The following is a 23233-nucleotide window of genomic DNA, read 5'->3' on the forward strand; positions in this document are numbered from 1 at the left end:
CTATTATACTAAAGTAAACTTATTGGATGAAAGAGTTATTTTTATCATTATATGGATTAATATGGACAAAAACATTTTCCACATCTTTTTGTTCCATCAACTTTGCTTTAACATTTTTACCAATCTTATGTCCTTCTTCAACCGTTATATATGGATCTACTGAGACTTTCAAATCGATTATGACGTAATAGCCATGTTCCCTTGCATAGAGAGAATTTATCTCTTTAACACCTTCTACGTTTTTAACGATTTCTTTATATGGTTCAATATCTTCTTCATGAAGGACATGATCCATTGTTGTATGTATTGATTCTGCTCCTATATCCCAAGCCATTTTTAAAATCATAATTGCTACAATAAGCCCAGCCGCAGGGTCTGCATATAAAAGTACTGGCATATTAAATTTAGTACCTAAAATTGCAATTCCAATACCAACCATAGCTGCAGCAGATGAGTATACATCAGAGCGATGTTCATATGCATTAGCGATGATTGCGTCACTATTTAACCTTTTCCCTAAAGCATATTTATAGCGAAACATCCATTCTTTTAAAAATATAGATATAAAAGCTGCTAATAAAGCGATTAACTCTGGTGGATGAACTGGTTTAAAAAACGCGGTTATAGAGGATTTAGTTATTTCAATTCCAACGATAAATAAAAGTACGGCAACAATAATTGCAGCGATTGATTCAGCTTTACCATGTCCATAAGGATGATCCTCGTCTGGAGGCATTTTCGCAGCTCTTAAACCAAATAAAACCGCTATTGAACCGACCACATCTGACGCAGAATGTACTGCATCGGCCATTAACGCTTTACTATTTCCAATATATCCGATAACTGCTTTAACAATTGCTAGAAGTAAATTTCCATATATTCCGATATAAGCCCCTTTCCTGGCTTCCTTATAACGCTCTTCCTGTTCCATATACTTTACCTACTTCCCTTTTTCTAACTCTAAAAAACACACTTATCATTATTAACACATTATATTAGTATCTTCAAATCATAATGAATTTAATACAAAAAAGAGTATAAGCAATAGCCTATACTCTTTTTTGTTTATTTAGCTTCTTCAACATCAATTACTTGGTTTTTATCAAGTTGGCGACCTTTAATAAATAACCAAATTTGTGAAGCGATAAAGATTGAAGAATATGTTCCAACAACTAAACCGATTAATAATGCAAGTGAGAAGTTAAGAATTGCATGACTTCCGAATAAAAGCAATGCAAGTACTGCTAATAGTACAGTAAGAACTGTTTTAACAGATCGGCCTAAAGTTTGACGAATTGATTCGTTTACGACTTGTTTCAATTCTTCTCTAGAACGAATTTTCTTCTTAAGCTTCATATTTTCACGAACTCGGTCAAATGTAACGATCGAGTCATTAATCGAATAACCAACAATCGTTAGAACCGCTGCGATGAAAGTGATATCTACTTCTAATCTAAAAATACTAAATACTACAACAATGAAGAATGCATCATGTAGTAGGGCAATTACTGAAGCAATTGCATATGAGAATTGGAAACGTAATGATACATAGAGAATAATACCTGCTGATGCGATAATTAATGCTTTAATAGCATTAGCTGCTAATTCTCTACCAACAACTGGATCAACAGTACTTACGTTTGGTTCTACCCCAAATTTAGCTGTAAAATCCTTTTTCAAATCATTAATCTGATTTTTTGTTAATACACCTTTAAATACGATTGAACCTGTTTTTGCATCATTTGTAGAAACAGTAATACTTTCAGGCTTCAAGTTCATTTTTGAAATTTCATCATTAACAACTTGTTTTGTAACAGCTGATTTTGATTCAAATGTTACACGTGTACCACTTGCAAAATCAATTCCTAAATTTAATCGGAAAATAGAAAGTAGAATAACCCCAACTACTAATGTAACAATTGAAAAATAAACAAATTTTCGACCAACGCTTACAAAATCAACTTTATCATATTTTGTAGGAGGGTGCGCTAAGTTATGATTTAAACCAAGAATTTCACTTTGTTTAATACCAAACCATGTCTTCTTATTATTTAAGTAACGACTTTGAACTAATAAAGAAAGTAATAAACGAGTACCGAATACTGCAGTTAAAAAGCTTACTAAAATACTAACAATTAAACTTGTTGCAAATCCTTTTACTGAGCTTGTACCGAATGAGAACAAAACTACAGCAGCAAGTAAAGTTGTAATATTAGCATCAAAAATCGTTCCAAATGAACGCTGATTACCTGCACGATACGCTGACGCAACTGATTTTCCTAGTTTAAGTTCGTCCTTCAATCTCTCAAAAGTGATAATATTGTTATCAACCGCAATACCAACACCAAGTATTAATGCCGCAATACCTGGAAGTGTTAATACCGCATTCATGCCGTCAAATACAAGTAATGTTACATAAGTATAAGCCATTAACATGATGCTTGCGATTAAACCTGGTAAGCGATAGAAATAAAGCATAAATAAGAAAATAACTGATACACCAATAATTCCAGCAAAAATTGTTTCATGTAGAGCATCTGTACCAAATTTTGCACCGATTGATGTTGAATACATTTCTTCAAGGTGTACTGGAAGAGCCCCTGCATTTAATAAATCTGAAAGTTCTTTTGCACTTTCAACTGTGAAAGTAGAACCAACAATGGAAAGTGTATCGTCGGTAAATACTTGGTTTACACTAGCTGCAGATAAGAATTTAGGCTTTGCTTTTGCAGATTCCTTTTTGAAAGAGTCTTCTCCTTCTTTGAAATCTAACCAAATAACCATCATATTATTTGGAGCACCCATTTTTAACACTTTACTTGTAACATCTTTAACCTTAGAAGCATCCTTAAATGTGATTGATACACTTGGTTTACCCATTTGGTCAAATGTTTGCTTTGAAGCGCCTTCTTTTAAATCCGCTCCAGTCATTAGAACCTTATCATTTACGTCACGAATTGTTAAGTTCGCTTCCGTAGAAAGAATATCACGTGCTTTAGCTTGATCTTTTACACCAGCTAATTGTACACGAATACGATCTTTCCCTTCGATTTGAATGTTTGGTTCACTTACTCCTAATACGTTTACACGTTTTTCAAGAGCTTTTGCTGTACTTACTAAAACATTTTTGTTAATTTTATCGCCTTTCTTAATCGGCTTAACTTTGTAAAGCACCTCAAACCCGCCCTGTAAATCCAGACCAAGTTTAATATTTTTCGCGGTACCAAATACAGTTGTGCCAATTACTGCTGCTAACACAGCAATAATTAAGAAGAAGGCAACAATCCTGTTACGCTTCACCATGTTGTGAATTTCCTCCTCTAACTAGTTCAAGTTCTAGTACGAAAATGGTATGTTTTCATTCTTATATTATACAAATGCAATTTTTTTATTGTCAATTAATGGTTAAACTGACTCCCCAAACTGCCAAGTAGGTGATTTAAATGCTTCGATTCGAATATAATTCATATAATCGTTTACAGTTAATGAGAGTATGTCTTCTACCAGTTGAAAAAGCTTTGGTTCATCCTCTTTCTTTCGCCATATAGTTCTTTCGAGGCATTCCCATAAGTCATCCTCACTGACAGTATCGAATCCAAGCATTCTAAATTCATCCAGTTTACTTTCAATTACTACCTGTAGCTGTGGTTTAAATTCTGCAGCTTGTTGATGAAAAGTCGACATACTCTTCCCTCCTAATTTTCTGTATTTTTAGAAAAATGATTTTAGACCTTCACATTCATTTCCTAGATGTTGAACTAACTTGTCATGCTTGCCTACATTTCTAGCATATATATAATTGTAAATCATTCTAGGCTGTTTGAGAAGGTGGTAAAAGTAATGACAAAGCAAACGTTTTTAAGAGGAACGTTTTTTTTACTTATTGCAGGGCTCATCACAAGAATATTAGGATTTTTTAATCGTATTGTTGTAGCAAGAATTATGGGTGAAGAAGGCGTAGGATTATTTATGATGGCAGTACCAACACTATTTTTGGTCATGACGCTAACACAGCTCGGCCTACCAATTGCCATCTCAAAATTAATTGCAGAAGCAGTTGCTCAAAATAGACATGATCGGATAAAAAAGATTTTAGCTGTTTCAATGTCAATAACTGGCATTTTAAGTATTATTTTTACTACTGCAATGATCTTTTTATCCCCTTTCATCGCTAAAAACTTATTAACGGATGCAAGGACTATGTACCCATTAATTGCCATCGCTCCAGTTGTTCCAATTATCGCAATCTCATCAGTTTTACGCGGATATTTTCAAGGCGTACAGAATATGCGCCCTTCTTCCTTTTCCCAAGTTATTGAACAAGTTGTTCGTATTGTACTAGTTGCAGTTTGTACTAAAACTTTTTTACCATATGGAGTTGAATTTGCCGCTAGTGGCGCCATTATCTCTTCTGTATTAGGAGAATTAGCTTCGTTAATTTATATGCTTTATGTTTTTAAGAAAGAAAAAAATGCAAAGTTCATTTCTGGATTTAAGAACAATATTAAAGATGGAAGAAAAACGCTTAGCGATCTATTAAGTATTGCATTACCAACAACTGGAAGTCGTTTAATTGGTTCAATATCAATGTTTTTAGAACCAATCGTTGTCTCACAAAGTTTAGCAATTGCAGGGGTAACTGCAGCTGTTGCAACAAAACAATATGGATTACTTGCAGGATACGCTTTACCACTTTTACTTTTACCAGCGTTTATTACTTATGCACTATCTACTGCACTTGTGCCAGCGATTAGTGAAGCAATGGCCAAAAAAGATCGTGTAACTGTTGAAAGAAGATTGCAACAAGCACTACGCTACTCAATGATTGCTGGTGGTTGGTCTGTTGTCATTTTATACGTCTTTGCTTCACCGATTTTAACACTAATGTACAAAAGTGACCAAGCTACGAATTTTATATTACTTTTAGCACCATGCTTTATTTTTTACTATTTCCAAGGACCACTACAAGCTGTATTGCAGGCACTTAATCTTGCAAATTCAGCTATGATAAATAGCTTTGTCGGTTCAGTCGTTAAAATCGCTAGTATTTTATTACTAGCTACAAATCCAAAGTTCGGTATTAACGGTGTTGCCTTAGCTATGAATATTAGCATTGTAACAATAACAGTTCTTCACTATTTCACTGTATTAAAGGCCATCAACTTCTCAATTTTTGTTAAGGATTATGTTTATTGTCTAATCATTTTAGGAATTTGTATTTATGTCGGAAAATTCATCAAAGAATATGTAGTTTTTTCACCTTCATTATTAGTACAAACCTTAGTGAGTATTTCTGTTGTTACATTAATGTATATCTTATTAATTTTATTATTTAACCTAGTTAAGAAAGATGAGATCATCCGAATCCCATTCTTTAAAAAGCTAATTACAAGATAATTGACAATAGAATAGACAAAACAAAACCACAAAGTAATTTAAGAACTTTGTGGTTTCAGAGTGTTGAAATATAAAGTGGTCAATAGGGAAAACGGACATTAATTGAACATTTATTAAGGATAAAATTATCATTTGCTTGGATGTTCTATTAATGGTTTTAAATGTAAACATGTATGAGGAATTTAATGATTCTAATAACACACACTTACTATTATTTCAGAAGTTAAAAAGATTATGAGCTAATTTTTTGGCAAACAAAACCAATTGATTAGTTTATTTAATGTTCGATATTAATTGACCTACAAAAATGATTATAAACAACTGTTAGGTTACTCTAAGTAAAGTTTTTTTGATTAGGTTTTACTGCAGACTTTTTTGATGAATAAGTTGATTGGAACGGAGGGGTGCCCGACTCCTATGGGATTAGCGGGAAGGCTGAGACCCCGCAGGCTTGCCGAGGAGGCTCAGGTCTCGCCCCATGGAAAACGAGCATCCTGTAGTGCAAATCAACATCACTATACTCCTTTTACGAAAATTTGGTAACTTAATTGACAACGCTGTTTTTCAACATCGTGAAACCACAAAGTAATTAATGTACTTTGTGGTTTATTTATTTTCTTATATGTAAATGTATGTTATGTTAGTTAATTTCCACTGCAAGATACTGTTAACCCTAGATCCTTCGTTATTCGTCTTTTTTATCAAAAAATATTTCTCCGCCTCGTAAGCTACAATAAGATACTTGTTTAAAATCATCATAACCATGTTTTTTTAACTCTTCTAATAACCATTGTTTATCTTTATAATACTGATTTAAATTATCTTCTTGAACGACACCGTCTAATATTAATGGAAATGTGAGTGAACTATAGTTTATATCACCGTTTATTTCTTTTTTAAATATTGATAATTTCCCTGTAGGCTCTAGTAATGCATAATCAACATCCCTAACATCTCCAATATCCTTCTCTCTTAGTTGTAGTAATAGATCATCAAATGTGTATCTCTGTTTTTTCATCTCTTTCTCTAGTACTTTTCCCTTACTAATAATTAATACTGGATGTCCATCTAATATTTTTCTAAACATAACACTTTTTAATGAGATAAGAGAAAAAATTATTTGTATAACCACAATTAAAAACATTGGATAAATCACTTTTATAATCGGTTCATTGTGGGTTTCAATTCCGATAGCTGCTATTTCAGTTAACAAAATATATACTACCAAATCTAACAAACTTAACTCCCCAATTTCTCTTTTACCCATTAATCGAAAGAAAAGTGCAATGATTAAATAGATTGAAATCGTCCGAATCGTCATAGAACCTAATTCCATTTTACTTACCCTCACATCCAAAACTTGTTGATTTTAAAAAACATGTTCTTTAGCTAGCACTTAATACCAGTAAATATGAGTTAAAATACAACTAATTTTCCATAAAGAAAATAATAGTAGAATTTTGTTCATAATTTTACTATTTGTAATTGCCCTATAAGTATTCTAAAAATTCATCTCATGAATATGCTTGTATTAAAAGAGTGTACAAGGGGGAATATGAATGAAAAAAACAGCTGTAGCTGTCTCTTTTGGCTTTTTAACTATTCTATTATTAGTATTGTCAATTAGTTTGATTTTATCATTATTACTTAAACTAACTTCACTTACAGAAGCAAGTGTCACAACAACAACTCTTATCCTATCATTTATCGTTATGTTAATTGGTGGTTTTGTTACAGGAGCGAAAGGGAAAGAAAAAGGTTGGATTCTTGGATTATTAACGAGTGGGGCGTATTCTATTTTTGTATTTTTTGTACAGTTTCTTGGCTATGACCGAACTTTTTCACAGGAACAAATAATGTATCATGGGATCTTCTTAGGTGTTTGTATGTTAGGGTCAATTTTTGGAGTGAATGCAGCAAGTAATAAATCTTATAATAAATAATCAGTCTCAGACTGCCCGAAAACGCTCGCTTTCTTTGTTTCTTCGCCTGCTGAGCGCGGTGCTCATTACTGTCTAAGGTAACTCCGCGCCTCGAAAGACAATCGCTTGCAATCAGTCTAATCTCAACTTTTTTGGGATTTGTCTAGAACACTAATTTAAATTTCTTACAAAATAAACAAAACGCTAGTTTCCGAAATGGAACTAGCGTTTCTTACGATACAATTAATTAAAATTAAGCTTGTGTTCTTGTTTCACGAATTGCGCTTTTTTCAAATACCATACGTGATCCATCAGTAGTTTTTAAAGTAATTGTATTATTTTCTTCGTTGACAGCATCAACTAAACCGTGTAATCCACCGATTGTTACAACCATATCGCCTTTGCTAATTCCAGCTTGCATATTAGCTGTTTGCTTTTGACGCTTTTGTTGTGGACGGATTAGTAAGAAATAGAAAACTATGAACATTAATATTAGAGGTAAAATCCCCATTAAACCATTACCCATCTTAATCTTCCTTTCAATATGTAAATTTTAGAAGTTCCTAGCGTTCGGCTTATTAAAACCGTATTGTTCAAAAAACTCTTCTCGGAAATCACCTAAACGGTCTTCGCGGATTGCTTGGCGAACTTGTTCCATTAATTGTAACAGAAAATGTAAGTTATGGTAAGTAGTCAAACGCATTCCAAACGTCTCTTCGCATCGGATTAAATGACGGATATATGCTCTTGTGTAGTTTTTACATGCATAACAATCACAATTAGGATCAAGAGGAGAATAGTCCTCTGCATATTTTGCATTCTTAATTACTAATCGACCTTCACTTGTCATACATGTACCATTTCGAGCAATACGCGTTGGAAGTACGCAGTCAAACATATCCACTCCACGAATTGCACCATCAATTAATGAGTCAGGAGAACCTACCCCCATTAAATACCTTGGTTTATCCGTTGGTAGTAAAGGAGTCGTAAATTCTAAAACTCTATTCATTACATCCTTTGGTTCACCAACTGATAATCCACCAATTGCATAACCTGGGAAATCTAAAGATACTAAGTCTCTTGCGGATTGTTTACGCAGTTCTTCGTATTCTCCACCTTGTACAATACCAAATAATCCTTGATCCTCTGGTCTTTGGTGTGAATTTAAACAACGCTCTGCCCATCTACTAGTTCTTTCAACTGAACGTTTCATGTAATCATACTCAGCAGGGTATGGAGGACACTCATCAAACGCCATCATGATATCAGAACCTAATGCATTTTGAATTTCCATCGCCTTTTCAGGTGAAAGGAATAATTTATCGCCATTTAAGTGATTTCTGAAATGTACGCCTTCTTCTTCTATTTTTCGGAATTGACTTAAGCTAAATACTTGGAATCCACCTGAATCTGTTAAGATTGCACGATCCCAGTTCATAAATTTATGTAAGCCACCAGCTTTTTTAATAATCTCATGTCCTGGTCTTAACCATAAATGGTAAGTATTACTTAAAATAATCCCTGATCCCATTGCTTTTAAATCTTCAGGAGACATTGTTTTAACAGTGGCTAAAGTTCCAACAGGCATAAATGCTGGAGTTTCAAATGAACCATGTGGAGTATGGACAATTCCTAATCTCGCACCTGTTTGCTTACAAGTTTTAATATGTTCATAACGAATTGCTGTCATTTTTCGATTCCTTTCAATTCTTAAAGTATTAACATTGCATCGCCAAAGCTAAAAAAGCGATATTTTTGATCTACTGCTTCTTTATAAGCAGATAAAACTGGTTCTCTTCCAGCTAAAGCACTAATTAGCATAATTAGAGTTGATTTTGGTAAATGGAAGTTGGTAATCATCCCGTCAATTCCCATAAATTTATATCCTGGGAAAATGAAGATAGACGTCCAACCACTAGACCCTTCAAACTTACCGTTATTTGCCGTAGCAATCGTTTCAACTGTTCGTGTAGAAGTTGTTCCAACAGTAATGATTCTACCACCGTTTGCTTTCGTTTCATTTAACAGTTTAGCCGTTTCATCAGACATATAGTAGTATTCTGAATGCATATCATGTTCTTCAATGGACTCTACACTTACCGGTCTAAATGTACCTAACCCTACATGCAATGTAATAAATGCTAACTTTACACCTTTTTCTTGAACTTTAGCTAAGAGTTCTTTTGTAAAATGTAAACCTGCCGTAGGTGCCGCCGCTGAACCAATTTCTTTTGCGAATACAGTCTGATAACGATCTTTATCTTCTAATTTTTCTTTAATATATGGAGGAAGCGGCATTTCACCTAGTTGGTCTAAGATCTCATAAAAAATTCCATCGTATTGGAATTTTAATTTTCTTCCACCTTGATCACTTGAACCTACACATTCTGCCTTTAATCTGCCATCTCCAAATAAAATGATTGTACCTTCTTTTACTCTTTTAGCAGGCTTAACTAATGTTTCCCATACATCCTGCTCTTCTTGTTGAAGTAATAATACTTCAATTTGAGCACCTGTATCTTCTTTCACACCAAATAATCTAGCAGGCATGACTTTTGTTTCATTTAAAACTAAACAGTCTCCCTCTTGTAAATAATCTAACACATCTGGAAACTGTTTATGCTCTACATTGCCAGAGTCTTTATGTAATACCATAAGTCTCGATGCTTCTCGGTCCAACAGAGGAGTCTGAGCAATCAATTCTTCAGGTAAATCAAAATCAAATAAATTTACATCCATTTTTATACACCTCATAAATTTCAGGAGTAAGGACAAGGGAGGTTACCCACAATTCCCTTTTCCAAACTCTATTTATTCCTACTCATTTATTTTCTCCCAAATAGTGAAAAAATAAGTGAAAGTAAAATACTTATGATAATACATGTTACAATCGGAAAGTAAAATGATACATTTCCTTTTTTTATAAAAATATCGCCCGGAAGTTTTCCTACAAATCGAATAAACAATCCAACAACTAATAAGATAATTCCTAACGTAATTAAAATTTTTGACAAATCAATCATTGCTCCGGCACCTGCAACCGGAAATGTTTGTATGTTAAATCAGTAACAATTCGTCCCCTAGGAGTCCGCTGAAGAAATCCAATTTGAAGTAAATACGGCTCATATACATCTTCAATCGTTTGTGACTCTTCACCGATCGAAGCTGCAATCGTATCAACCCCAACAGGACCGCCTTTAAATCGCTCAATAATAGCTAGTAACAATTTATGATCGATATGGTCTAGACCTGCTTCATCTACCTGCATTTGAATTAAAGAGTCTTTTGCTATTTCAAAGGTAATAATTCCACTCCCTTGAACTTGAGCAAAATCTCTAACCCTTCGTAATAAACGGTTTGCAATTCGGGGTGTACCTCGAGACCTTCTAGCTACCTCTAAAGCAGCGTCATTTTCAATTTCCATTCCAAATAACTCTGCTGTTCTTTTTACGATCAATGCTAGCTGTTCAACTGTATAAAATTCTAACCGATTTAATACTCCAAAACGATCTCTAAGTGGTGAAGAAAGGAGACCTGCTCTAGTTGTTGCACCTATTAATGTAAATGGTGGCAAATCAATTCTTACCGACCTTGCAGTTGCATCCTTGCCAATTACGATATCAAAGAAAAAGTCTTCCATTGCTGGGTAAAGTACTTCTTCCACTGTTCGAGGCAGTCGGTGAATTTCATCAATAAATAATACATCACCTGGTTGAAGTGAAGTCAAAATAGCTGCTAGATCTCCAGGACGTTCAATCGCTGGTCCTGAAGTCGTTTTGAATCCAACACCTAGTTCATTGGCAATAATCGCTGCTAAAGTGGTTTTACCTAATCCAGGAGGACCGTATAATAGAACATGATCTAAAGACTCATTTCGCATTTTTGCCGCTTCAATAAAAACTTGCAAATTCTTTTTAACTTTATCTTGCCCTATATATTCCCTTAATGATTGAGGCCTTAGTGAAAGCTCTTGATCAAATTCCTCGCCACTGCTTTCACTTGATAAAATTCGGTCATCCATTTTCATCACCTCTTAGCTTGCAATAGTAATTGAAGTGCTTTTTTAATATATTCATCAGTTGAAAGTTTTTCATTTTTTAATAACGGTACAATCCTTTTAACTTCTTTTTCCGCATAGCCTAATGCTTTTAAAGCTTCAATTGCATCATCTAATGAAGATGCTGCACTTTCTTTCTCTTCTATAGCATCTAGGTCAGTAAATAAATCAACTTGTACTGCTCCAAAGACTTTTTCAAGTTTTCCTTTTAAATCAAGGATCATTTGTCTTGCTGTCTTTTTACCAACACCAGGAAACTTTGTTAAAAATACTTCGTCCTCTTCTTCTATCGCATGAACAATTTGATTTGGCTCTCCAGTCGCAACAATTGCCAAGGCACCTTTAGGACCGATACCTGATACACTTAACAATTTTTGAAATAAAGTACGTTCATCTAGTGTTTTAAAACCATATAACATCATAACATCTTCTCTTACATAATGATGAGTATAAACTTTTAAGATTTCATTTGAAGGTCTAAAAACATATGGATTAGGTGTAAATAATTGATAGCCCATTCCATTATGATCAATTACAATATATTCTGGTCCAACCCATTCTATCTTTCCAATTATGTATTCGTACATGGTTTTCTCCCCTTTTTACATGTATTCCATTGTACCATAGATAGAAGAAGGAAAAAAATAGTCGGCTGTCGAAAATAAAAATTTTATACATATGATTTAATGAAAAAGTTTAGATAAAAATGACTAATGAATATAGCAAAATTTTAAAAGCTAGTTACTTAAGAAAATCCAAAGGGAGGCTATTCGATTTGGACATGTTTCCAATTCTAACTACAGAGAGACTTTATTTACGAGAAATTAAAGTCACTGATCTTAATCGAATGTTCAATATTTTATCAAGAGAAGATGTCACCAAATATTATGGACTCGATGCACTAAAAAATAGTAGTGAAGTATTGGACGTAATTCATTATTTTAGAGAAATGTATGAAACGCGCAATGGCATCCGTTGGGGAATGATTGATAATGAAACAAACAAATTAATCGGAACATGTGGATTTAATGCCTACCAAGAACGAAACAAAAGAGCAGAAGTTGGCTATGAGCTACACCCAGACTATTGGAGAAAAGGTTTTGCGACAGAAGCTTTAAAGGCATTAATATCATATGGTTTTGATGTTCTCCAACTAAATCGAATTGGAGCGATCGTTTATCCTGAAAATCTCCCTTCCCAAAAACTTCTTGAAAAAATAGGATTTACGAATGAGGGTCTACTACGCGAGTATTTAATACAAGGAAGTACAGCGCATGATACTTATGTTTATTCAATTTTGAGAAATGAATGGGAAAGAGCCCAGGAAAAGAAAGTTCGAGATAGAAAAATGATTTGAACCCTTAAAATACAAAAAATCCACAAGGAAAATAAATCACCTTTGTGGATTATTTTTATATTTAGATAGTCGTTACCGATTGATCACAGGCGAATTCCGAAATTCAATTTACGATTCTTTCATACTCTTTTAAGTAATGTAATAAATATTCGTAATGATCTTTGGTCGAAATTTTAATCCCTTTCTCAAGCTGCTTTTGTTTATTTACTTCTAATTTATTCGTATCTATTTGAAAAAAAGATTCAATAATATTATTACCACTTGGCGCTCCAATATATAAATTCAAAACTCCATTTGAATTTATTCCTAAATAACCTTTCGACTTTAAAGTAGGTGAAAGATCATTTATTTTTTTCATTAATACGATTTGATCATCATTTTCTTCTATGACTTTCCAACCCTTAAACTCTTTTTTCACTTGCCCAAGAGTTTTGTGTTGATTAATATAAATTTCCTCAATCACTTCACCGTTTATATATACTTTATGTAAAATGATTGTAATCCCCTTTTTGTTGGAACTATGATGAATATCATTATGAGCTGCCAATGTTTCAGTTTGTGCCGGTATTAATAAAGCTAGTAAACAAACAAATATTAAAATGAACTTTTTCACAAACATCCACTCCTTTAGACAAATTCATACAAGCTTTTTTAGTTTGACCATTCCTTTTATCTTTATCCAAGATGTTTAAAATTTTTTAAATGGCCATTAATCTTTTAAACAAAAAAAACGAAAGAGTTGTCTTTAGGAAAGGGGGGTTGAAAGCTAATGATCATCATCTTTTTTACATTTTAATTTTATCTTTAAAGATTAGATGTATTTTCAAATAGAGATATATAAAAATTAGGTGCCACTTCAATTTCCTTATGAAATGTAAAACCAGAAGTTTTATATAAGTTAATGGCCGGTAGGTTATCTGACCCTGTTGAAACAATTACCTTTTTCTTTTTGGCAATTTCATTTAAAAAATAATGAACTAATTTTCTTGCTATCCCCCGCTTAAAGCAAATAGGATGTACTACCAATCTACATATTTGATATTCGTTATCGCCTTCTGAATAGGCTAAAAATCCTTTTAAATCATTATCAATCACATAACCGATAAAGATTTCTCTGGAATCTCTAATACTTTCAACATTGTCCTTTAATTGTGGTATCCCTTCAAAATTGATTAACTTTGCCTCTACCTTATATGCAGGTAACTGTACATTTAAAATTGAATTTGCCATTTTTCTGTCTTTATTGTCTAATTTAAAAATCAAAATTTTCTCCTCCTAATCCCCTAACCCTTAATCATGCCCTTTTGATAAACCATTTAGGATATAAAAGTTAAATAACTCAGTAATTTTTTTAGGACTTAGTGCTTCGTGCTCTTTCTCCCAATCGATTTTAAGTGTGGTATAAAGTCGAAACATTACTAAAGCGGTTATTTCGGGATCACATTCAACAATTTCTTTCTTTGCAATTGCCTCTTCAATTTTTTTCTGTATGTAGAGAATGATTGAATGATTCAATCGTCTTAAAGCATCATGTACGATAGTTGTTCCCATTTCTTTTTGTTCCTGAAGTAACTTTATTGTTAATTCATGTTCATTATGAAAGGCAATAAAAACTTCAATTCCTTTATGTGCTTTTTCGATGAATGAATCTTCATCACGAATGGATTGTTCTGCTAAAAATTTCATTTCAGTAATCAAATTATTGATGATTTCATCAAACAACTCTTCTTTATTTTTGAAGAAAGTATAGATTGTTCCCTTTCCAACATTTGCCTGTTTTGCGATTTGACTCATTGTAGTTGCTTTATAGCCAAAGATGGTAAATGACTTTGTGGCAGCTTGTAAAATATTTTGCTTTTTCAAAAAACTCACCTCAAATTCTCTTTTTAACCAATTGACCACTTCGAACTTTTGGTCAATATAAAAATCACTTTACCATATTGTTTAACCCTCATCAAACGAATTATTTAACTATTCTAAGAACTAATAGTAACTAAACTTGATAAAATCCAACCCCAAAAACCTGAACACTTAAAAAAAGGAAGAAGCAAGGGCTTCTTCCTTTTCAATGTAAAAATTTGTTTTTATCGGTTTGGATTAGTTGCATCCTTAACATCATTTTTTACATTACGATACATATGTTTAACATTTTCTTTTGTATCGTATAATACATTTTTAGTGGCATTAGGAACATTATTTGTAATGTTATTTAAATTATTTCTTATTGTACCATCGAATGTTACATATACTTTTTTACCACTCGTGTATGGTGATAAAGCGTCTTTGATTTTAGATCTAAATGCGCTTTCATCAACATTTTTATTTACTAAATCTACTGCAACTAGAACTTGATCACCAACAGCTACCGTGTTTGCTTTGGCAACATTTGACATTTGTTCTACTCGTTTAGAAATTTGGTCAGCAAACTTTCGTTCACCAGCATTCATATTAGTATTTGTACTAATATTTGTATATGGTACAAGAGGAGCTGTGTTTAAATCGTTATTATAACGAACTTGATCCATCGTGTAGTTTCTATTCATATTGTTAACATTTCTTCCATATGTTCCATCATGGATTACGCCATCATTAGAATACTCACTACTTAAACCTTCATTTATACGATCATTTCCGTAGTGATTATTTTTCTTTGTGAAATAATCTTGGTTATTAGGATAGTTTACGTTTTCATAACGATCATTAACAGCATAAGGGTTTGTCGGTCTATTGAAGTTTACTTTTTCATAACCAACATTTCTTTTATGGTCATTCATGGCATTATTGTTTGTTCCACAAGCAGATAATGTTATAGCTGTTAGCACCGTACCTGTAGCAACGATAAGACCTTTTTTATTCAATATAAAACCCTCCCTTTAATTACAGCCAATTGTAATACTAAAGTTGTATTACAAAGTTAGGTTGACCTTTTTAGGTGGATTTTAAATTGTTAATTGATGGTTGGAAACTCATTTTAAGTAAAAAAGTAGCCTTTAAAGGCTGTTTCATGAGAATTTAATTTCTACACCAATTAATTCCTGTATTGAAATAGAAAATAAAAAAAAGACGATTAAAAATTAATCGCCTTTTTAAATAAAATTCTTTATTGTTCATCTTCCTCGAAATATGGCACTCCGTATGAAGACTGATTTTGTGCATAAGGAGTAAATAATTGCGAATTTGGATCAAAATAAGGTTCTGATGCATCACGATACATTGGAGTCGGTCCAGTAGCATACGGTGTAGCAACTGGTGCGCCTTGGAACTTTGGATAGTCCATAGCAGGCAATGTTTGTGGGAAGTTTTCATTTGGTCCCATATACGCTGGCAATGTTTGCGGGAAGTTTGCGTTTGGTCCCATATATGCTGGCATTGTTGCTGGGAAGTTTGCGTTTGGTCCCATATATGCTGGCATTGTTGCTGGGAAGTTTTCATTTGGTCCCATATATGCTGGTAGTGTTGCTGGGAAGTTTGCGTTTGGTCCCATATATGCTGGCATTGTTGCTGGGAAGTTTTCATTTGGTCCCATATATGCTGGTAGTGTTGCTGGGAAGTTTGCGTTTGGTCCCATATATGCTGGTAGTGTTGCTGGGAAGTTTTCATTTGGTCCCATATATGCCGGCATTGTTGCTGGGAAGTTTTCATTTGGTCCCATATATGCTGGTAATGTTTGTGGGAAGTTTCCGCTCGGTCCCATGTATGCCGGTAATGTTTGCGCTAAATTTGGATTCGGTCCCATATATGCTGGTAGTGTTTGCCCTGTATTTGGATTTGGTCCCATATACGATGGCATTGTTTGCCCAGTATTTCCTGGCATTGGCGCTGGTAATGGCATTGGCATCGCAGTTGGCGGAACTGGTGCTCCTGGTGCTCCTGGTGCTCCTGGTGCTCCTGGTGCTCCTGGTGCTCCTGGTGCTCCTCCAGTCACTCCTGGTGCTTCTCCAGATCCTGGCAACATCGGCATAGCTCCAAAACTCGGTAATGTTGGTAATGCCCCTCCTTCTCCACGTGGATAATATGGGTATCCAGCATTTGGTCCCATATATGCTGGTAATGTTTGTGGGAAGTTTGCGTTTGGTCCCATATATGCTGGTAATGTTTGTGGGAAGTTTGCGTTTGGTCCCATATATGCTGGTAATGTTTGTGGGAAGTTTGCGTTTGGTCCCATATATGCTGGCATTGTTTGTGGGAAGTTTGCGTTTGGTCCCATATATGCCGGCATTGTTTGTGGGAAGTTTTCATTTGGTCCCATATATGCTGGTAACGTTTGGGCTGCGTTTGGGTTTGGTCCTACATATGCTGGTAATGTTTGGGCTGCGTTTGGATTTGGTCCCATATATGCTGGTAATGTTTGGGCTGCGTTTGGATTCGGTCCTACATATGCTGGTAGCGTTTGAGCTGCGTTTGGATTTGGTCCTACATACGCTGGTAATGTTTGCGGTACATTCGGTCCTGCGTATGCTGGTAGTGTTTGTGGTGCATTCGGTCCCATAAACGCTGGTAATGTTTGGGCTTTATTAGTAGCTACTGGTGATACTTGCGCATTTGGCTTTCCTGTTGCCACTGGCGATACTTGCATATTCGGTTTTCCTGTTGATACTGGTGATACTTGCATATTTGGTTTTCCTGTTGATACTGGTGACACTTGCATATTTGGTTTCCCTGTTGATACTGGTGATACTTGCATATTCGGCTTTCCAGTTGATACTGGTGATACTTGCATGTTTGGTTTCCCTGTAGATACTGGTGATACTTGCATATTCGGTTTTCCTGTTGCTACAGGTAATACTTGCTCTTTTGGTTTTCCTGTTGATATTGGTGATACTTGCACATTTGGTTTTCCTGTTGATACTGGTGATACTTGCACATTTGGTTTTCCTGTTGATACTGGTGATACTTGTTGATTTGGTTTTCCTGTTGATACAGGCGATACTTGTTGATTTGGTTTTCCTGTTTCCGCTGGCGATACTTGCGGAGTTGGTGTTGACGGAGAAACTAATGATCCTGGGAAGTAGTTCTTTTTCTCTGACATGCTTTGTCCTCCCTTGGTGTTCACATTTGATTTATTATCATTTATCGGATTTTTAACTGCCACTGGCGAAACAACTTGCGGTATGTTCGCATTTGGTTTTCCAGTTTGAACAGGAGATACTTGTTGATTCGCATTATTTGTCGCAGGTGATACAGTCGGTTTCGCAGGTGGAATAGGTACCTGAATTACAGGTTTTACTGTCGGTGTAACCTCTACATTAATATTCAAATTATTATCAACAGGCTTTGTATTCGGCATGACAGCAGGTTGTGTCTGTGCTACAGGTTGAACATTTCCTTCTTCTACCTCCAAAGCAACACTTGGTTTAGGTTGCTGTACCTCCTTTTTAGAACCTATTGGGGCTGGTTTTTCTCCCCTTTCTGGCACTTTTATTTTCATGCCAGGATAGATCATATCTGGATTACTTAGTTGGGCATTTAATTTAACTATCTCTTCGTAGTCGATGTTATATTTTTGAGCAATGCTCTTAAGGGTATCGCCCTTTATTACTATGTGAATTCTCACCTTTTCCCCTCCTGACCAATTGCCTCTACGTTGGATTGTACATTAGTACCTCACAACAATGTATGTCTGAATATTTGTATTTATGATAGAAGGTATTTTAATTTATGACGAGTAAGCTTGTATAAGTATTTACTTTATTCTTGTTTTTTCTATAAAAAAAATCATTTAGCTCAGAATGAACTAAATGATTTTAATTTTTTTGCTATTTAATTTTTAAGCAAGCTCAAGCATTTTATCTAATGCTTTAACTGCATCTTTTGCAGTTTGCTTATCTACTGTAATAATATTTTGAATGTTACCTTTTTCGATATTTTCTAAAGACCATAATAAATGTGGTAAATCGATACGATTCATCGTTAAGCAAGGACACATAAACGGATTTAATGAAATGATCTCCTTATCAGGATGATTTTTAATAATTCTTTGAACTAGGTTCATTTCAGTTCCAATTGCCCATTTACTTCCTGCAGGAGCAGCTTCAATTTGGTCAATAATATATTTAGTAGATCCATTGTCATCACTTGCTGCTACAACTTCTCTAGAACATTCTGGATGCACAATAATTCTCATATCTGGATGATTTTTTCGTACATTCTCAATATTTTTCACTGTAAAATTCTCATGAACAGAGCAGTGACCTTTCCAAAGTATTACTTTGATGTTATTTAGATCATCACCCTCATATTCTAAAGTGTCCGTTATTGGATTCCAAATCGCCATATGCTCTAACGGTACACCTAATTCAAATGCTGTGTTTCTACCTAAATGTTGATCGGGTAGGAACAAAATACGTTCCTTTTGTGTAAAAGCCCACGAAACAACTTTTTTAGCATTAGATGATGTTACGGTTGCTCCATCATTTCTACCGACAAACGCTTTAATAGCAGCAGTTGAATTAACATATGTTAACGGTAAAATTGTGTCTCCGAAAAGCTTCTGTAACTCTACCCATGCACGATCAGTTTGATGGTGATCTGCCATATCTGCCATTGAACAGCCTGCTCTCATATCAGGTAAAATAACAATCTGTTCGTCTTCTGTTAAAATATCTGCGGTCTCTGCCATAAAATGTACACCACAGAATACGATATATTTCGCTTTTTTATTATTAGCAGCAACTTGAGCAAGTTGTAGAGAATCTCCAGTCGAATCTGAAAAAACTACAACTTCTTCCTTTTGATAATGATGACCTGGAATGAAAAGAGCATCACCTAATCTCTCTTTTATATCTTTTACTCTTTTTTCCATTTCCTCAGTTGATAATGTATAGTATTCATCAGGAATTTGATATCCTTCATTTTTTTGTATCATATCTAAAACGTTCATTGTCCCCACTCCAATCCCTCTTTATTACAAGTAGAAGCTTATATCTAATGCTTTTGCCGAATGTGTTAAACAGCCTAAAGAAATAACATTTACACCACAGTTTTGAAAACTTGCTAAATTATCTAAAGTAATTCCACCAGAAGCTTCTGTTACAATCGTTTCTGGAACAAGCTTAACGAATTCTTTTATTTCATCTGGAGTACGATTATCAAACATAATGACATCTGCACCAGCTTCAATGGCTTGAAGAACTTGATCTTTGTTTTCTGTCTCGACTTCAATTTTGACCATATGACCTAATTTATGACGTAATGAATCTACTGCATTTTTAATTGAACCTGCGTAAGCAATATGATTATCTTTCAGCATCACTGCATCATATAAGCCGAAACGATGGTTTGAGCCTCCACCACAAGTAACTGCATACTTATCAAACAAACGTAAACCTGGCATCGTTTTTCTTGTATCAACAAGTTTGATTTTCTCGTCGTTTAATGTTTCAACTGCTTTTGAAGTAAGCGTTGCAATCCCACTCATTCGTTGTAAAAGATTAAGCATAACTCTTTCACCTGATAATAACACTTGAACTGGTCCTTCTACTTCCGCAAGGAGCTGCCCTGCCTGAACAGTTTCACCATCTTTAACGTGCAGTGTTACTTTTATATCTTCATGAAGTAATTTATAAGTTATTTCGATTAAATCAGTACCAGCAATTACTCCATCTGCTTTTGCAAGTACTTTTCCAGTTGTTCTTTCATGCATTGGAAAAATATGAATTGAGGATAGATCTCCTTCTCCAATATCCTCTAGTAAAAATTGCTCAATCATTTTTTTAGCTTTTAATGTATTCATGCATTTCTCTCCTCAAATATTAGCTGTTTGATCGATATATTCTATAAAATGTGAGCCGATGCTTTCTTTTCTTCTTATTGCAGCTTCTGCTATTAGTTTTCCAGTAATTAGCATATTGTATCTTTCTATTTCCTCTTTGTTCATCGGGCGTGTATCAACTGTTTTAGATTCTAAGAAGTAAGAAAAATAGGTGATTGCTTTAGTTAAATCGTCTTCTTTTCTTACAATACCGATATACTTCATCATTATTTCTTTAATTTCATCTTTTGTAGGTAATGTTCTAAATCTTGGTAACATGTATTTTGGCAGATTCTCATTTATTTTAGCTAAAGGAAGGTCAGCAATAAATTTCGCAACCTTTTTACCAAACACAATCCCTTCCAATAAAGAATTACTTGCGAGTCGATTTGCACCATGCACACCTGTACAAGCAACCTCTCCTACTGCATACAATCCAGGTATTGTCGTTTCTCCATTTGCAGATGTCTTTACCCCACCCATGTGGAAATGTGCGCCAGGAACAACAGGAATCAATCCTTTTTCTAGATCAATTCCATTATTAATAAGATTGGCAGTAATTGTTGGAAAACGTTGTTCAAATCCATCAATCATTTCAATCGATAAATAGATTTCTTCCCCGTTTTGCATTTCATTAAAAATCGCCCTACTAACAACATCTCTTGGTGCTAAATCTTCAAAAGGATGAATTCCTTTCATAATGCGACGACCAGTTTTCGTAACTAAAAAAGCTCCTTCGCCTCTAACAGCTTCTGATACTAGACCTTTACATGCCCCATTAATGTAAAGCATGGTTGGATGAAATTGAATAAACTCCAAATCTGCCATCTCACAACCTGCTCGAAATGCCATAGCAATTCCATCTCCGGTTATGGCCCTATTATTGGAACTAAATTGATACATTGCCCCAATACCGCCAGTTGCCAAAAGTGTTGTGTTTGCAAAACAGGATTCTAATTCCCCATTTTCATTAAGTATATAAACACCCTTACATATTCCATCTTGTATGATTAAATCAATTACCATTTCATGTTCTATAATCGTTATTTTATCTTTTAACCGAGCATAGATAGTTTCAACTAAATGCTTTCCAGTGGCATCTCCGCCAGAATGTAAAATTCTATTTTTCCGATGCGCTCCTTCTCTACCAAGATGAAATTGACCTAATTCATCTTTATCAAACTCCATGCCAATAGAAACAAGATCCTTCATAGACGTTGTTCCGTTCTTTACTAGTTCTTCTACTGCTTCTATATTATTTACATTACAACCCGCTTCGAGCGTATCTTGTTTATGAAGTTCCCAAGAATCATCATCAGACATTACAGCTGCAATTCCACCTTGTGCAAGCATCGAATTGCTGTCCCAAATTTTTTTCTTTGTGAATAGAATCACATTTTTAGACTGACAAATTTCCTCAGCAGCCATTAAAGCAGCAATCCCACTGCCAATAATGACAACGTCTGCAGTTCGCATAGTTGCCCCCTCCATTTACAGTACATCTATTTAAATTTTATCTTATAGATAAAAAAGCTGTCTTGACACCTATATTTACATATATTTAAACTAATGACAAGAAATTTTTTTTTAATGAGTAAAAAAGGAGACTTTAATTTGATTTATTTAGACTATGCTGCAACAACTCCAATGAGTGAAGAAGCCATTGAGACATTTATCACTGCCTCTAAAAATTACTTTGGAAATGAGCGAAGTTTACATGATATTGGCTCAAAGGCATCACTGTTACTTGAAGCATGCCGCAAGCAATTAGCAGGCTTTATAAATGCTAGCCCCGCTTCAATTTACTTTACAAGTGGAGGAACTGAATCAAATTTAATTGCTATTCAAACCCTCTTGAAGAGTACAAAAAAAGTCGGAAAACACATACTAACCACAACATTAGAGCATTCTTCAATAAGTAATTATTTAAAAGTACTGGAAGAACAAGGATATGAAGTTTCTTATTTGCCAGTTACAAATAGCGGGATTATCTCTTTAGAAGTAATTGAAAATGCAATTCGTGAAGATACTATATTGGGCATTTTTCAACATGTAAATTCTGAAATTGGAGCTATTCAACCGATTAACGAGATTGCAAATTTATTTAATTCATCAAATATTTTACTTCATTGCGATTGTGTACAATCATTTGGAAAAATAACAATTGATGTCTCAAAATATGAAATTTCTAGTCTGAGTATTTCAGGTCATAAATTATATGGACCAAAAGGGATCGGAGCCCTTTATTTAAATCCTAAATTAACTTGTCAACCAATCTATCCCGGTACATCTCATGAAAGTGGGATACGCCCCGGTACTGTTAATGTCCCAGCAATTGCATCATTTGTAACAGCAGCTGGTCATATAATAAAAAATCAAGATGAAGAGCAAAAGAGATGTCTCTATTTAAAAAATGTTTTAAAATCACAATTACAAGATGTTCAACATCTTGTAAAATTTGAAGGTTCTGATGGAGAGTATATTCCAAATATAATTGGAATGAGGATCATTGGACTTGAAGGTCAGTTTGTTATGCTTGAATGTAATCGACATCAATTTGCCATTTCAACGGGAAGTGCTTGTGCAATTGGTATGCAAAAACCTTCAGAAACAATGTTAGCAATTGGAAGAGACCCCCATGAGGCAAAACAATTCTTCAGAGTTTCAATCGGAAAACATACAACAGAAGAAGACTTAGTCAAATTTTCGTCTGTGTTAAAATTAATCATTAATCAAAATTTTTAATC

The 23233-nt window shown here is 34.4% G+C and carries 22 protein-coding genes; 4 read left to right on the forward strand and 18 right to left on the reverse strand.

Annotated elements, in window-relative coordinates; genetic code table 11:
- Window positions 1–19: 19 nt before the first annotated feature.
- From V5E38_RS15540 to V5E38_RS15550, 3 genes are all read right to left on the reverse strand, one after another.
- On the reverse strand, window positions 20–931 hold the full coding sequence (locus V5E38_RS15540; RefSeq protein WP_499210683.1) for a cation diffusion facilitator family transporter: 912 nt from the start codon (window positions 929–931) through the stop codon (window positions 20–22).
- Between the two features lie 134 nt (window positions 932–1065).
- Window positions 1066–3303 (reverse strand): protein translocase subunit SecD/SecF, encoded by a 2238-nt coding sequence (gene secDF / locus V5E38_RS15545; RefSeq protein WP_499210684.1) that lies wholly within the window; start codon window positions 3301–3303, stop codon window positions 1066–1068.
- Between the two features lie 102 nt (window positions 3304–3405).
- On the reverse strand, window positions 3406–3684 hold the full coding sequence (locus tag V5E38_RS15550) for a post-transcriptional regulator (protein ID WP_097978429.1): 279 nt from the start codon (window positions 3682–3684) through the stop codon (window positions 3406–3408).
- A gap of 156 nt (window positions 3685–3840) precedes the next feature.
- On the opposite strand from V5E38_RS15550, the gene spoVB reads away from it, so the two are divergent.
- Window positions 3841–5397: a stage V sporulation protein B gene (gene spoVB / locus V5E38_RS15555; protein WP_499210685.1), complete on the forward strand. Its 1557-nt coding sequence runs from the start codon at window positions 3841–3843 to the stop codon at window positions 5395–5397.
- Between the two features lie 685 nt (window positions 5398–6082).
- On the opposite strand, the gene V5E38_RS15560 is transcribed toward spoVB, so the two are convergent.
- Window positions 6083–6733, reverse strand: coding sequence for a DUF421 domain-containing protein (locus tag V5E38_RS15560; RefSeq protein ID WP_335478371.1), 651 nt, complete (start codon window positions 6731–6733; stop codon window positions 6083–6085).
- Between the two features lie 223 nt (window positions 6734–6956).
- On the opposite strand from V5E38_RS15560, the gene V5E38_RS15565 reads away from it, so the two are divergent.
- A complete protein-coding gene (locus tag V5E38_RS15565; protein ID WP_069035161.1) occupies window positions 6957–7340 on the forward strand; it encodes a TIGR04086 family membrane protein in 384 nt (127 codons plus the stop codon).
- Window positions 7341–7572: 232 nt separating this feature from the next.
- Here V5E38_RS15565 and yajC read toward each other — a convergent pair whose 3' ends face one another.
- The 6 genes from yajC to ruvA form a co-directional block, all read right to left on the reverse strand.
- Complete coding sequence (gene yajC, locus V5E38_RS15570; protein ID WP_286133679.1) at window positions 7573–7845, reverse strand: preprotein translocase subunit YajC; 273 nt, start codon at window positions 7843–7845, stop codon at window positions 7573–7575.
- Window positions 7846–7872: 27 nt separating this feature from the next.
- On the reverse strand, window positions 7873–9012 hold the full coding sequence (gene tgt / locus V5E38_RS15575) for a tRNA guanosine(34) transglycosylase Tgt (protein WP_097978898.1): 1140 nt from the start codon (window positions 9010–9012) through the stop codon (window positions 7873–7875).
- Between the two features lie 20 nt (window positions 9013–9032).
- Window positions 9033–10061: a tRNA preQ1(34) S-adenosylmethionine ribosyltransferase-isomerase QueA gene (queA, locus tag V5E38_RS15580; RefSeq protein ID WP_335478954.1), complete on the reverse strand. Its 1029-nt coding sequence runs from the start codon at window positions 10059–10061 to the stop codon at window positions 9033–9035.
- 86 nt (window positions 10062–10147) lie between these two features.
- A complete protein-coding gene (locus V5E38_RS15585) occupies window positions 10148–10345 on the reverse strand; it encodes a DUF2905 domain-containing protein (RefSeq protein WP_056472616.1) in 198 nt (65 codons plus the stop codon).
- A complete protein-coding gene (gene ruvB / locus V5E38_RS15590; protein ID WP_499210686.1) occupies window positions 10342–11343 on the reverse strand; it encodes a Holliday junction branch migration DNA helicase RuvB in 1002 nt (333 codons plus the stop codon). The genes V5E38_RS15585 and ruvB overlap by 4 nt, the downstream gene beginning before the upstream one ends.
- 5 nt (window positions 11344–11348) lie before the next feature.
- Window positions 11349–11966 (reverse strand): Holliday junction ATP-dependent DNA helicase RuvA, encoded by a 618-nt coding sequence (gene ruvA / locus V5E38_RS15595; RefSeq protein ID WP_499210687.1) that lies wholly within the window; start codon window positions 11964–11966, stop codon window positions 11349–11351.
- 194 nt (window positions 11967–12160) lie between these two features.
- Here ruvA and V5E38_RS15600 point away from each other — a divergent pair, with 194 nt between their 5' ends.
- Entirely contained in the window at window positions 12161–12736 is a 576-nt protein-coding gene (locus V5E38_RS15600) for a GNAT family N-acetyltransferase (protein WP_499213588.1), read from the forward strand.
- Between the two features lie 103 nt (window positions 12737–12839).
- Here V5E38_RS15600 and V5E38_RS15605 read toward each other — a convergent pair whose 3' ends face one another.
- The 8 genes from V5E38_RS15605 to nadB form a co-directional block, all read right to left on the reverse strand.
- Entirely contained in the window at window positions 12840–13349 is a 510-nt protein-coding gene (locus V5E38_RS15605; protein WP_387332337.1) for a BofC C-terminal domain-containing protein, read from the reverse strand.
- Window positions 13350–13540: 191 nt separating this feature from the next.
- A complete protein-coding gene (locus tag V5E38_RS15610; RefSeq protein ID WP_499210688.1) occupies window positions 13541–13999 on the reverse strand; it encodes a GNAT family N-acetyltransferase in 459 nt (152 codons plus the stop codon).
- Between the two features lie 27 nt (window positions 14000–14026).
- The gene (locus V5E38_RS15615; RefSeq protein WP_499210689.1) at window positions 14027–14608 is read right to left on the reverse strand and encodes a TetR/AcrR family transcriptional regulator; all 582 of its coding nucleotides are present in this window, start codon (window positions 14606–14608) and stop codon (window positions 14027–14029) included.
- 212 nt (window positions 14609–14820) lie between these two features.
- Complete coding sequence (locus tag V5E38_RS15620; protein ID WP_499210690.1) at window positions 14821–15594, reverse strand: YhcN/YlaJ family sporulation lipoprotein; 774 nt, start codon at window positions 15592–15594, stop codon at window positions 14821–14823.
- A gap of 242 nt (window positions 15595–15836) precedes the next feature.
- Window positions 15837–18290 (reverse strand): LysM peptidoglycan-binding domain-containing protein, encoded by a 2454-nt coding sequence (locus tag V5E38_RS15625; RefSeq protein ID WP_499210691.1) that lies wholly within the window; start codon window positions 18288–18290, stop codon window positions 15837–15839.
- 213 nt (window positions 18291–18503) lie between these two features.
- Window positions 18504–19601, reverse strand: coding sequence for a quinolinate synthase NadA (gene nadA / locus V5E38_RS15630; protein WP_499213589.1), 1098 nt, complete (start codon window positions 19599–19601; stop codon window positions 18504–18506).
- Window positions 19602–19640: 39 nt separating this feature from the next.
- Complete coding sequence (gene nadC / locus V5E38_RS15635) at window positions 19641–20468, reverse strand: carboxylating nicotinate-nucleotide diphosphorylase (RefSeq protein ID WP_387332345.1); 828 nt, start codon at window positions 20466–20468, stop codon at window positions 19641–19643.
- Between the two features lie 12 nt (window positions 20469–20480).
- The gene (nadB, locus tag V5E38_RS15640) at window positions 20481–21962 is read right to left on the reverse strand and encodes an L-aspartate oxidase (RefSeq protein ID WP_499210692.1); all 1482 of its coding nucleotides are present in this window, start codon (window positions 21960–21962) and stop codon (window positions 20481–20483) included.
- A gap of 114 nt (window positions 21963–22076) precedes the next feature.
- Between nadB and V5E38_RS15645 the strand changes: the two genes are divergently transcribed.
- Window positions 22077–23231: an IscS subfamily cysteine desulfurase gene (locus tag V5E38_RS15645; RefSeq protein ID WP_499210693.1), complete on the forward strand. Its 1155-nt coding sequence runs from the start codon at window positions 22077–22079 to the stop codon at window positions 23229–23231.
- Window positions 23232–23233: the final 2 nt, after the last annotated feature.

This window comes from Rossellomorea sp. GAMAL-10_SWC (genome assembly GCF_049568075.1).
In the GTDB taxonomy this organism is placed as follows: domain Bacteria; phylum Bacillota; class Bacilli; order Bacillales; family Bacillaceae_G; genus Gottfriedia.